Raw genomic sequence first — 13307 nt, 5'->3', positions numbered from 1 at the left:
GTAGTGGCAGAAATAGCAAAGAGGGGCCGGTGCCCCTCTTTCATCTATCTACATTCCGTTCTCTTCCATCGCTCTAATCGACTCGGCAACCTTCGCCATCATGGAACATTCAATTCGTTTGCGAAAAACATCACAACTAAACTCGTAGGTTCCGTTGATAGAGCCTGTCGCATGCAGGGCATTGGCGGGACAGCCGCCGCTGCAGTAGAGTTTAGCCCAGCAATCCTTGCACTCCGGCTTTGTGTAGCAGTTGCTCTCTTTAAATTGGCACTGCAGCTCAGGCCGCGTGATGCCATCCCAGATGTTCCCCATGCTGTACGCTTCATCCCCGACAAACTGGTGGCAAGGGAACAGCTCGCCCCATGGCGTGACAGCAAGATATTCTGTGCCTGATCCACAGCCCGTGATTCTCTTCTGGATGCATGGTCCCTCCGAGAGATCAAGCATGTAATGATAGAAAGTAAACCCTTTGCCTTGTTCGCTGCGCTCAATCATTTCTTTGGCGAGAATTTCGTACTGATTGTAAATCTCCGGGAGATCCTTCTCGGTAAGCGCATAGGGTTCCCGTGGATCACAGATGACGGGTTCCATCGAGAGTTTGTCAAAACCAAGATCTGCGATATGGAATATGTCATTGGTGAAGTCGACATTGTTCCGTGTATACGTTCCCCGAACATAGTATTCCTGGTCTCCGCGCTTTTGGATGAATTCCTGGAACTTCGGCACGATAGAATCATAACTGCCTTTGCCGGTAACGGTTGTGCGCAACCGATCATGAACCTCTTTTCTTCCATCCAGGCTTAAGACGACATTGTACATTTCCTGATTCAAAAACTCGGTAATCTCATCGTTCAGCAGCATACCGTTCGTTGTGAAGGTGAAGCGGAATTTTTTCTTCCATTCCTTTTCCTTGCTTCGTGCATACGTTACAATCTGTTTGACGACTTTCCAAGCCATAAGCGGTTCCCCGCCGAAGAAGTCAATGTCAAGGTTTCGGTGATGGCCCGAATGCTCTAGCAGATAATCGATAGCTCTTTGTCCAACCTCTAAGCTCATGATTGCTCGATCGCCATTGTACTTCCCTTGGCTGGCGAAGCAATAATCGCATGACAGATTGCAGGTATGCGCAACATTAAGACAGAGCGCCTTCACATACGTTTTTCGTTTTTTTAAATCAATAGACAGCTCCTCATACGCATCATCTGTAAAGAGTTGCCCATTGCTTTTAAGTTCCTCGACCTCTGAGATGGTCTCTCGAATGCTTTCCTCAGAAAATTGTTTTTCCTTCATTAAGGTCAGGATTTGTTCGGGAGTTGCATGCTCATAAAGCGCAATGATCTCATACGCCAGGTCATCAACAACATGCACTGAGCCACTATAGGTATCGATCACGATGTTGTATCCGTTTAGTTGATATTGATGAATCATACTGCGAATCAAGCTCCTTTTTGCCTACAAATTGCAGGCGGCTATCCAGTATAAACAACTTCGCCGTCCTTGTAAGGACGGCGGTGAGTTTCCATTTCTATTTGTTCATTGCGTTTTCACAACGCTGGTTGGCAACGCCACAGGATGTCTTGCAAGCAGACTGGCAAGATGTCTGGCAGGCGCCGCATCCGCCGTGTTTTGCAGTGTCCATCAGTTTGCGTGTACTCAGTGTTACAATTCTTTTCATGATGAATAACTCCTCTACCATTTCATTAGTTATATTAACTTGCTGCGTTAAATTATCGTAGCAACAACTTTGGATGCATATCAATCAAAAAGGTCACACATAAACATACCGTCAGCATTCCACACATGTATAGTGCTGTGAAGGGCAACTCAAATTGCATGTGCCTTTCCTATGTTTATGTATTCAGTAAAGGGACAAGTCCATGTTCAAAGTGGACTTGCCTCTTATTTTTTTGTTTACTTTTCCAAAAAAATGATGATAAAATGAAGTCAGTTGGGAAAAAGAGTAATTTATTTACCTAAAATCCCAATTAATTAATGGCGTTAAGAAGGGGGGGATCCAGGAGAAATCAGGGAGAAAGAACCGAAAAAAGGAGGTTGATAAATCTGAATCTTGAATGCGCTTTCTCAGCATCGTGACGAACTCTATTTCATCATGCTGAACACAGGAAAGCAGCACAAATTATTTATTCCGTGAAGGAGGGTTAATGATGAAGAAGTTTCTAAGCTCTGTTTTAGTCGCCATTTTGTTAATGGTAAGTTTAGTAACAGGGGTGTCGTTTGGCAGCCCGGCTCAGGGCTCGGCTGATTATATTGAAGGTCAGCTTGTGGTGTCGCTCGAGGAACCGTTCATGGATTCGAGCCAAAGCGTGGATGATATATTGATGGAAGCGGATTCGCTCACGGAGAGCGGTTTTACGATTGCCGATTCACTGTTCGGGCAGGATGCCGGCAGCTTCTCGGTGCAATCGCTGGATAGCGATGTAAGGGCTACGGCGATAGAAAAAATGGGATTGGTCTATTTGGTCGAGTACTCTGTAGAGGACTACAAGTCAATCGATTCCGCCAAAATATCGTTGGAGAAAACACTCGACAACCTCGGCTTCAATGTTCGGTACGTCACGGAAAACCGCAAAATGTACGCGCTTGAAACCGCAACCGTGCAGGATGTGTCACCTCAAGATATTCACAACAACCAACGTTGGCATTATGAGATGATTAAGGTTCCGCAAGCCTGGGAGATTACGACCGGGTCGAGCTCAGTGCGGATCGGCGTGCTTGACACGGGAATTGACAGCAACCATCCGAGCCTCAAAAATCTGGTGAACACTAGCTTGGGCAGCAGCTTTGTGGGCGGTACCACAAGCGATGGTAATGGACACGGCACTCATGTCGCTGGAACGATCGCCAGTTATGGATCGGTGTCAGGCGTCATGCAGAACGCGACCCTGATTCCTATTAAAGTGCTTAACGACAGCGGTTCAGGTTCGCTGTATGGCGTTCAACAAGGTATTGTTTACGCCGCTAATATTAGAGCCGATGTCATCAATATGTCGCTGGGTGGCGGCGGTTACGATCAAGGGATGGATGAGGCCATTCAAACGGCTGTCGGCTTGGGCACCATCGTGGTGGCTGCCGCTGGCAATGACGGACTCCCCAAAATTTCTTATCCGGCGGCTTACAGTAGTTCGATCGCGGTTGGTTCCGTGACCTCGAGCAGAACACGTTCAAGCTTCTCTAATTATGGACCGGGTCTTGATGTGATGGCGCCTGGGTCGAGCATATACAGCACATATAAGAACGGTCAATATACAACCCTGTCAGGCACCTCGATGTCAACCCCTCATGTAACGGGCGTACTAGGGCTAATGAGATCCGTCAATCCGAATCTTAGCCCTGCCGCGGCCGGAGATATTCTCCGGAATACAGCGCAGCCTGCCGGAAGCTCCGATCAGTATGGGCATGGTATTGTTGATGCGCACGCTGCTGTACTAGCGGCAGGCAGCGGTGACGACACGCAAGCCCCGAGCGCACCTGACAATTTAATATCCACGGATATAACCGACACAAGCGTATCGCTTACCTGGAGTGCTTCTACTGGCAACGCGGGCATAACAGCATATGAAGTATATAACGGAAGCTCGTTAGCGGCCACCGTGACGACTACTTCGGCGACGGTTACCGACTTGACGGCCAATACAACATATACTTTTACAGTTAGAGCGATAGACGCCGCAGGTAATCAGTCCGCAGCAAGCAATGCTGTAACGGTAACGACGGATTCCGGTTCGTCGCAGCCGTCTCCGACTACGCATTGGGATCCCGGTATGTCGTATAAGATCGGGGACGAAGTGACTTACGGCGGAGCAACGTACCAGTGCCTGCAAGAACATATTTCGATGGCGGGCTGGGAACCGCTTAACGTCCCGGCATTATGGTTAGAGAAATAGTATTGTTCAATTGATCCGGGGTAAACACTCCCCGAACAGAGCGCCTTCGCAGATCCGTCTGCAAGGCGCTTTTATTATTTCCGCGCATTAATAATAATTGGAAACGAATTCGTTGGACAGAAAAAATAAGGGCTAGGTGATTTATAATTTTTGAAAGTGATGTAAGAGGCTCTCTACTCTAGCTTGGATAATTTGTTTTAAGGATTCAGGCTTCACGGATACCACATGAGTACCATATCTCATAAAATAGTCAGCTATAAACTCCTGTTCTCCTGGATTCCGGAATGGGGATTGGATGTTAAGAAAAACGAATCATTTTTATTTAAACGTTTTGAAAAAGGCGCTTGCTTGCAGTAAAGCTGTTCGGGATAAGAAGGGTATTCGTTTTTATAAAAAATTAGTTAATCGTTGGATTAGGCGATAACCCGGTTCAATCCTGTTCCTGTACTCATACCTTAAATGAAGACAGGGGAGGAAAAGAAGTATGCCCAATAGCGGTTCACTTTGTGTGCAGTTCTCAAGGATTATCGGGGGTCAACCCGGCTTTGCCGGCGGAAAATGCGTCTCGACAATAAATCGCAAGCGAATAAAAGCAACGATTTTGGGGAAAAGATTTAGCGTAACGTCTTCTTTTTCGTTCGAATCATTAAATGAAAGAACGGGCAAAGCGCTTTGTGTAGGCAGAGCGGCCTTCTTAGAGAAAGAAGTCAATCCATTCATTACGGCGATTCGTAAACAAGGAATCAAAGTGACGTCTGTCCGTAACGAATGGCTATTCGAGCGGCCCCGCTTAATTTATGTCAATATTGAAGTCGTGGAAAGACCGCTTGTTTTCGCCAGAAAAGTCAGGCGATCGCTAAATGCGATTCATGAAGGTTTCAAGCCTTAATGCTTGAAGCCTTTTTGTCTGGAAATGGATGACTGCAGCGTCTGCACTTGTCTGGACAATAAAAATAGGCTCACGTAAACTTGAACTAAACCTGATGTTTTCAGCAAATGCTATCACCGTCTATATAGTCTAAACCAAGCCAAGGAGGCGTTCACCATGCCGAATGCAGCAACTAACAACAACTATGAGATCAGCATGGAAAATATTCGGTCGATGCCGCCAATGAGTTATTTTGGAACGAAGATTCTGTTCGTGATCAGCGGAAGCCTGACCGTGAACTGTACGGCTCGTGATTATAAGCTGCAGGCTCATGATATCTTGATCCTGAACCGCAATGACAGGCATGAGATCTCAAGTCAGGAGGATAATATCGTCATTGTGCTGAGCCTGACGGCCCAGTTCTTTGCCCAGCATGATAAATCGTACTTCTCCTATCACTTCGACTGCTTCTCGCGAGAGATGGACCGCGGGCGCGAGCAAATGGTCGCCCTTCTGCGGCGTTATGTTGCCGAGATTATGATTGCCTACTCGCGAACAGGCGCGCTTCCGAACCTGGAGTTGCAGAGCAGCTTATTCCAAATGCTGCTGCTGCTGACTCGTTTCTTCAAGACCGAGGCTCCTGTGCGGGAAGGGAGTTCTCACGATGATGAACGGATTATGCGCATCATTCAGGAGATTGAGCAGCGCTACGACGAGCCGATTACCTTAAATGAGATCGCACAGAAGGAGTATTTATCGGTTTCTTACCTCTCTCGATATTTCAAGAAAATGACAGGGTTTGGATTCGTGCAGTACGTCAATCTGGTTCGGCTGAAGCATAGTCTTGATGATCTGCTGCATTCCACGGATTCGTTATCTCATATTGCGTTGAAGCATGGATTTGCCAGCTCGAAACACTTCAATGCCGTGTTTAAAGCGGCATACGGGATGTCCCCCGCTCAATATCGGAAGGAGCATTCGGAGCACCAGGACGATGCGCAGCCAGCGGCTAATCATGCTTCCGAGCCCAGAACGGTGCTGCAATCCCCAGATATTCTGGCGAAGCTTGCCCAGTACATTGAGACAGGGGAGCAGATCTCGGATATTAGCGAGGCTGTATTTGAGAGTCGCCAGATCGAGCTTGACCCCATGCGACAGGAGGAAGTGGCGGCTTCCACGCATGTTCTCTTCATCGGCCAGCTTAAGGAGCTCCTCAATGAGAATGTCAAAGAGCAGCTTCTCATGGCACAGCAGGAGCTCCGCATCCGTTATATCGGAGTTCGCAACCTGATCTTTGGCAAGACGCTGCTTCCTGAAGTGGAAACGGACGAGTTGGTGGCTACCTCTACGCCGTTCATGAATTCCGATCTGGCCCTCCAGTTCCTGCAAGATCATCATCTTCATCTCCTGATCCGCATCGAATACCAGGAGATTTCCTCGGATGAGAACAAGTATTTCGAGCTGCTGGACAAGTTTATCCGTCACTCGATTCAGATTTATGGACGCGATACCGTAGCGAAGTGGCGCTTCATGTATTATGAGCCTCCTGCCACGATTGCCTCCCCGGAAGAGCTTCGGCGGATATATCTTCGCCTTCAGTCTCTAGTGAAGAGCAGGGAAGAGCGATTGCAGGTGGGGACCTATCTTCCTTTTTCCGAACGAACAGGGACAACGACGACACAGCATGACTGGCAATTAAGCCACGGCGACGTTATTGACTTCATTGCCTACGAGGCGAATCCGAACGAAGTCGTGGATTTCGATAAATCGGCTGACGATGATTTCACCGAGACCCAGGACTATATCCTCTCCGTGACGTCCAAGCTGAAAGCTTATTTAAGGAAGCATCGCATGGAAAAATCGCTGTTTCTTATGTCTTGGAATACGTTGACCGGGAATACGAGGTATACGAACGGAACGTTTTTCCGCGGTGCCTTAGTGATGAGGGCGGTGATGGATATAAGCCGTGAGGTCGACGCGATCGGCTTCTGGATCAATACGGAGCAGCATGAGGAGGAGCGCCGTGCCCGCAATATCATCATTGACGGGCTGGAGCTGTTTCACTTTTTCAATGGGAAGAGACCTGCTTATTACGCTGTCATGTTCAAGGAACGTCTGCGAGGACGAATTATCGCCCAGGGGAAAGATTATGTGATGACGGAGCATGCCGATGGATACCAGCTCGCGCTATTGAACTGCAATAACTTCAATCCTCGCTTCTCGGTGGAAGAGCTGTTCCTAAGACAGCGGAAGAAGGAGATGCATATTCGCCTGCTCGGCATGAAGCCAGGTGCGTATCAGGTTCGCAAATTCCAATTCGACCGCGATCACGGGGCATTGTATTCGGAGTGGGGGAAGTTCAATAGCAAGCATGGCGTCGATCAGGAGATTATGAATTATGTCATCAACAGATCCACCCCTTCCTTGAAAGTCATTGACGAGCAGATGAGCGCTGATTGGTCCTTTTATGTGTACCTGGACATGAATGCCATTCACTTTTATGAGTTCCGTAAAATGTTCGATGATATGAACTAAATCACATTTGACGAAAGTGGGTGAAAATCTCCCCTTCGGTTTTGTCCAAACTTGAAGCTCATACAAGAAGAGGGCAAAAACGAAGGACATGGGAGTGCAAAAATAGGGCCGAATGTAACCGCTTTCCTTCCTATAATAAAGGCATGAAAACATGTTTCTTCACTGGCCGGTGATAAGCATCATGTTATAGGAGGGCAGAGGTCATGAAGACGGAACTATTTAGACGACTGGACGAGAAAAAAGAACGCATCATCGAGATTAGACGGTATCTGCATGCGCATCCGGAGCTTTCCTTCCAGGAGGAGAACACCGCGAAGTATATCGCTGAATTCTATACAGATAAGCCCTGTGTCGTTCGTGAGCATGTCGGCGGCAACGGGGTTGTTGTCACGATTGATAGTGGCAAGCCGGGCAAGACCTTGGCGATCCGCGCGGATTTCGACGCGCTTCCGATTACGGAGCAGACGGGACTTCCCTTTGCCTCGCAGAATCCGGGTGTCATGCACGCTTGCGGCCATGATGGGCATACGGCTTACATGCTTGTCCTTGCCGAGACGTTAATGGAGATGAAGGATCAGTTAGAGGGCAAGGTCGTTATTTTGCATCAACATGCGGAAGAAACACCGCCCGGCGGAGCGATTCATATGATTGAGGACGGCTGCCTGGATGGGGTGGATCATGTGCTCGGCATCCACGTCATGTCTACCATGGAGACGGGAGGAATCTTCTACCGGGAAGGTCCAATCCAGACGGGACGCGCCTACTTCAAGGTGAAGATTCATGGCAAAGGCGGCCATGGCTCCTCGCCGCATATGGCCAATGACGCCATTGTTGCCGCAAGTGAATTCGTATGCGCCGTGCAAACGATCGTAAGCCGCCGCTTGAATCCGTTTGATGTCGGCTCCATTACGATTGGCTCTTTCGACGGAAAAGGAAGCTTCAATGTCATTAAAGACGCAGTCGAGCTGGAAGGCGATGTTCGAGCGATGACGGAAGAGACCCGCAGCTTGATTGAACAGGAAATTCGCCGCATCTTATCCGGGCTTCAAGAAATGTTCGGGATCACGTATGAGCTTGATTACAAAAATGACTATCCGGTTCTCGTCAATGATCCGGCATTTACGGAATTCGTGGTGAAGTCGCTGGCTCAGAGCGGCATTCCCGAGGTCACTTCAATTGAACGGTGTGAACCGCAGCCGCCTTCCGAGGATTTCGCTTATTACGCGCAACAGCGTCCAAGCGTATTTTTCTATGTAGGCGCGATGCCTGACAATGGAGAGTATTACCCTCATCATCACCCTAAATTCGATATCAATGAAGACAGCTTGCAGATTGCCGCTAAAGCTATGGGTGCACTCGTTATAGACTACATGAAAGAGGGCGGAAGAGATGAAGACATCAACAGTTCCGTATAAAGGCAGCGATAAACTTATTGTAGGGATTGTGTTCGGGGTCATTACCTTCTGGCTCTTCGCGCAATCCATGGTGAATATCGTTCCTGACGTTCAGGCGGATCTCGGCATCTCTCTGGATACGCTGAATATCGCCATCAGCTTGACGGCCTTATTCTCGGGTATTTTTATCGTCGTTGCCGGCGGCATGGCGGACAGGTTCGGACGCATGAAGCTGACGTACATTGGGCTCATTCTTAGTATTATTGGTTCCTTATTGCTCATTCTCGCGCATGGTTCCGGGATGCTGATCGCAGGCCGGGTTATCCAAGGTCTGTCTGCAGCCTGCATCATGCCGGCAACGCTGGCTCTGATGAAGACGTACTTCGAGGGAGCAGATAGACAGCGGGCGTTAAGCTTCTGGTCCATCGGATCTTGGGGCGGCTCCGGGGTATGTTCCTTCGCCGGCGGCGCCATCGCAACGTATATGGGCTGGCGCTGGATCTTCGTCTTCTCCATCGTGTTCGCTCTGCTCGCGATGCTGCTTATCAAGGGTACGCCGGAGAGCAAGGTCGAACAATCGGGTAGCAAGGCACGCTTCGACTTCGGCGGATTAGTTACGTTCATAATTACGCTCGTTACCTTGAACCTGATCATTACGCGGGGCTCCTCCTTCGGCTGGACAAGCCCGATTACCTTGTCTTTGGCTGCCGTGTTCCTTGTATCGTCGTTCATTTTCTTCAAAATTGAGTTCCGTCATGCGAATGGATTCATTGACTTTTCTCTGTTCAAAAATAAAGCTTATACCGGGGCAACCGTGTCGAACTTCTTATTGAATGCCGCAGCAGGCACCTTGGTTGTCGCGAATACGTACGTTCAGATCGGGCGCGGCTTTACCGCCTTCGAATCCGGGCTATTGTCCCTTGGCTACTTGGTGTGTGTTCTCGTCATGATTCGTGTCGGCGAGAAGCTGCTGCAGAAGCACGGCTCACGCAAGCCAATGATTACGGGTTCACTCATTACGGCGATTGGGATTGCCTTGATGTCATTCACCTTTGTCCCAGGCTTTCTCTATACGCTGCTCGTCTTTGTCGGCTTCATGCTATTCGGTATCGGACTTGGCATGTACGCGACGCCATCGACGGATACGGCGGTCTCCAATGCGCCGGAGAGCAAGGTCGGTATTGCGTCCGGGATCTATAAAATGGCGAGCTCGCTTGGCGGTTCGTTCGGTGTCGCCATCTCCGCAAGCGTGTATGGGGTTATCGCTGCCGCCGGTAGTATAGAGCTGGCCGCCATGGTCGGGCTGTTAACGAACGTTGCATTCTGTGTCGTATCCTTACTGTCGGTCATTATCACGGCACCAAAGGGCAGCAAACAAGAGAATACAGTTCTCGCTCCGGCTGCAAAATAAGAATGCCGATTAGAGAGCTTGGAGGTTTGGGATTAGATTAGAGTTATATAGAGATTCACAGGAGGATATGAACATGCGTGACCTATTATTAGCGCTGCTCGATGCACGCAAGGATGAGATCATTGCGATTCGCAGACATCTGCATACCCATCCGGAGCTATCTTTCCAAGAGGAACAGACCGCGAAGTATATTCGCGACTTCTACCAGGGCAAAGAGGTGAAGCTGGATACGGAAGTCGGGAACGGGCACGGCATTATCGTCACGATTCAAGGCGGCAAGCCGGGCAAGACGATAGCGCTGCGGGCGGATTTCGATGCACTTCCGATTCAGGAAGAGACGGGTCTTCCCTTTGCTTCTGAAAATCCCGGCGTCATGCATGCTTGCGGCCACGATGGGCATACCGCTTACTTGCTCGTGCTGGCGGACTGCTTGATTCAGCTCAAGGATGAGCTTCCTGGCACGATCAAGATCATTCACCAGCATGCAGAGGAAACGCCTCCCGGGGGTGCGAAGAGCATCGTGGAGTCCGGCCTTCTTGATGACGTGGAGCATATCTTCGGCGTTCACGTCTTCCCTACGGGGGATGTTGGCGAAGTGATGTACCGGAGCGGCTTTGCAATGGCAGGCCGCAGCTACTTCAAGCTCGGCATTCAGGGCAAGGGCGGCCACGGCTCCTCGCCGCATATGGCCAATGACGCGATCGTCGCTGCCGCGCACTTCGTCACGACGGCGCAGACGATCATTAGCCGCCGCCTGAATCCATTCGATACCGGCGTCGTGACGATCGGCTCCTTCGACGGCAAAGGAAGCTTTAACGTCATCAAGGACTATGTCGAGCTTGAAGGCGATGTGCGTTACATGACGACAGAGACCCAAGCGTTGATCGATAAAGAGATTCACCGTATCGTAAGAGGGATTGAAGAGACATTCGGCGTCCAAGCGACCTTAACCTATACGGCCGATTATCCGCCGCTCTACAATCATCCCGAAGTGACCGCGAACGTCGTTCGGTACCTGGAGCAGGGAGTCGGCGATTATTTGACAGCTATCCATGAAGGCGATATGCTATCCGGGTCTGAGGACTTTGCGTACTATTTGGAAAAAATCCCGGGCTGCTTCTTCTACATTGGCTGCAAGCCGAAGAACGCGGAGGAGGTCTACTTCAACCACCATCCGAAGTTCGATATCGACGAAGACGGGCTGCTCGTGGCCGCGAAGTCGGTGGCGGAAGTGGTGTGCGGGTATTATGGGTTGAAGTGATGGAACAGGGTTAAAATAGAATAGCGTTGAAGGTATCCCCTCGTGGTTAACATCTTGAGATTGTTGGTAATAATGATCTCGGATGTTGGGCCGAGGGGATATTTGTTTCATTAAAACGTGTCCTTTGTATTTGGCTTCAAAGTAACTCTTGAAAATGTCCATGACAGCAAGTCTTTGAAGATGTTCTACTTGTTCTGAATGTATGAGTACTTGCCACAATTTTTAACAAAAAATGTTGCCAACTGTTGCTAGATCTTCACCTTGGATCTTCTATATATTTAAATGTATATGGAGATGAAAAATATGATTGGTATGAATATTCGTGTTTTGCGTAAAAAGCATAAAATGAGTCAGGAACAATTAGCTGAGAAGGTGAACGTATCACGACAGACCGTAGCAAAGTGGGAAAACGGGGATGCCTTGCCCGATATTTTTAAATGCAAGCTAATCGCTGATATTTTTCAAGTAACCCTGGATCAATTATCCCGTAATATGAGTGAAGAAGAGGCGAATCGGCTCGGTCCCAAGGGGAAGCAGTTCTTTGGTGTTGTGGAGGTAGGAGATCGGGGACAGATTGTGATTCCCAAACAGGCACGCGAAATGTATCAGATTCAAGCTGGTGATAAGCTGATTGTCTTGGGAGAGGATGCGACAAAAGGAATTGCTCTCTTGAAAAGTAATGATTTCATGGAATTTGTGGAGATGATCCAAAAGGCTGAGCGGGAGGTAGATGAATCGGAATGAGGAAAATTGTATTTTTTTCGATACCCGCACATGGTCATACCAATCCGACCATTCCGGTGGTAACCGAGTTAGTCAATAGAGGACATCAAGTTTGGTATTATTCTTTTCTCGAATTTCAGGGGGAAATAGAAGGTGCCGGTGCTGCATTTATTGCTTGTGATGAATTCTTGCCCCAGCTATCCCAAAAAGAATTGAATCGTAAGGTTGGCAAAGATTTTGCAGCATTGATTGAAATGGTCGCCGATACGACCATTGCTTTGGATGAAAAGGTATGTAAGGAATTAAGGGAGATTCAGCCGGATTGTATTGTATCCGACTCTTTATGCTTTTGGGGAAAATTATTTGCAAAAAAACTAGGAATTCCATATATTTGTTCGACTACTACCTTTGCTTTTAATCAGCATACAGCCAAACTGGTGAGGCGGGGTTTTATAGAATTATGGAGAATGATCGTGGGTTTGCCCCGAATTAACAAAAAAATTCAGTTGTTAAAGGATCATGGGTATGAGGTAGAGAATTTTGTATCGATTATTCAAAATAATAATGAAACGGACACCATTGTCTATACTGCGAAAGAATTCCAGCCGATGGCAAGTACCTTTTCCGAGCGATATGCTTTTGTCGGACCATCCATCAGGCAGTCTCCGCCGGTACAGAATAATAAAAAAGATAGAAAAAATAGAAAAATAATCTACATTTCCCTGGGGACTGTACTTAATCAAAATCAAGATTTTTACCAAAATCTTATCCGGGCATTTGCAGATACGGACTATGATGTTGTGATGTCAGTTGGTGAAAAAACTGAGATTTCTTCTCTTGGCAACATACCCGGAAATTTCACGGTGAAAAACTTCGTGGATCAGATATCGATATTACAGACAGCAGATGTATTTATTACCCATTGCGGCATGAATAGTGCGAATGAAAGCCTGTATTTTGGAGTTCCCATGGTTTTATTTCCGCAACATAGCGAACAAAGATTAGTGGCTGATCGGGTTGCTGAACTGGGTGCAGGATTAAAATTGAAAGGAAAGAAACCCAAATATTTGGCAACAGCGGTATCTGAGGTGTTGGCGAATCGGACATATCAGGAAAATGCGCAGAAACTGTCAGAAACTTTTCAGAATGCTGGCGGTGCAGTAGAAGCAGCCAATGTGATTTTAACTAAAATTCGAGAGAAATCTTAATG

The 13307-nt window shown here is 48.1% G+C and carries 10 protein-coding genes; 8 read left to right on the top strand and 2 right to left on the bottom strand.

Annotated elements, in window-relative coordinates; translation table 11 throughout:
• Window positions 1–48: 48 nt before the first annotated feature.
• Together scfB and scfA are read right to left on the bottom strand one after the other, a co-directional pair.
• Window positions 49–1428, bottom strand: coding sequence for a thioether cross-link-forming SCIFF peptide maturase (scfB, locus tag DQX05_RS20340; RefSeq protein ID WP_119795319.1), 1380 nt, complete (start codon window positions 1426–1428; stop codon window positions 49–51).
• 97 nt (window positions 1429–1525) lie between these two features.
• Window positions 1526–1675: a six-cysteine ranthipeptide SCIFF gene (scfA, locus tag DQX05_RS20335; protein WP_076321126.1), complete on the bottom strand. Its 150-nt coding sequence runs from the start codon at window positions 1673–1675 to the stop codon at window positions 1526–1528.
• A gap of 490 nt (window positions 1676–2165) precedes the next feature.
• Here scfA and DQX05_RS20330 point away from each other — a divergent pair, with 490 nt between their 5' ends.
• From DQX05_RS20330 to DQX05_RS20290, 8 genes are all read left to right on the top strand, one after another.
• Complete coding sequence (locus tag DQX05_RS20330; RefSeq protein ID WP_119795318.1) at window positions 2166–3905, top strand: S8 family serine peptidase; 1740 nt, start codon at window positions 2166–2168, stop codon at window positions 3903–3905.
• Between the two features lie 484 nt (window positions 3906–4389).
• Window positions 4390–4794 (top strand): DUF1259 domain-containing protein, encoded by a 405-nt coding sequence (locus DQX05_RS20320; protein ID WP_119795317.1) that lies wholly within the window; start codon window positions 4390–4392, stop codon window positions 4792–4794.
• A 156-nt stretch (window positions 4795–4950) separates the two neighbouring features.
• Window positions 4951–7308 (top strand): helix-turn-helix domain-containing protein, encoded by a 2358-nt coding sequence (locus DQX05_RS20315; RefSeq protein WP_119795316.1) that lies wholly within the window; start codon window positions 4951–4953, stop codon window positions 7306–7308.
• A gap of 203 nt (window positions 7309–7511) precedes the next feature.
• Window positions 7512–8723, top strand: coding sequence for a M20 family metallopeptidase (locus DQX05_RS20310; protein ID WP_119795315.1), 1212 nt, complete (start codon window positions 7512–7514; stop codon window positions 8721–8723).
• A complete protein-coding gene (locus DQX05_RS20305; RefSeq protein WP_119795314.1) occupies window positions 8698–10113 on the top strand; it encodes an MFS transporter in 1416 nt (471 codons plus the stop codon). The genes DQX05_RS20310 and DQX05_RS20305 overlap by 26 nt, the downstream gene beginning before the upstream one ends.
• Before the next feature lie 73 nt (window positions 10114–10186).
• The gene (locus DQX05_RS20300; protein ID WP_119795313.1) at window positions 10187–11374 is read left to right on the top strand and encodes an amidohydrolase; all 1188 of its coding nucleotides are present in this window, start codon (window positions 10187–10189) and stop codon (window positions 11372–11374) included.
• 303 nt (window positions 11375–11677) lie between these two features.
• Window positions 11678–12118, top strand: coding sequence for a helix-turn-helix transcriptional regulator (locus DQX05_RS20295; protein ID WP_119795312.1), 441 nt, complete (start codon window positions 11678–11680; stop codon window positions 12116–12118).
• Window positions 12115–13305, top strand: coding sequence for a macrolide family glycosyltransferase (locus tag DQX05_RS20290; RefSeq protein WP_119795311.1), 1191 nt, complete (start codon window positions 12115–12117; stop codon window positions 13303–13305). The genes DQX05_RS20295 and DQX05_RS20290 overlap by 4 nt, the downstream gene beginning before the upstream one ends.
• Window positions 13306–13307 lie beyond the last annotated feature (2 nt).

This window comes from Paenibacillus thiaminolyticus, assembly GCF_003591545.1.
GTDB lineage: Bacteria > Bacillota > Bacilli > Paenibacillales > Paenibacillaceae > Paenibacillus_B > Paenibacillus_B thiaminolyticus_A.
The sequence above is the reverse complement of the archived record's forward strand: the minus strand, read 5'-3'. Positions and strand labels throughout refer to the sequence as shown.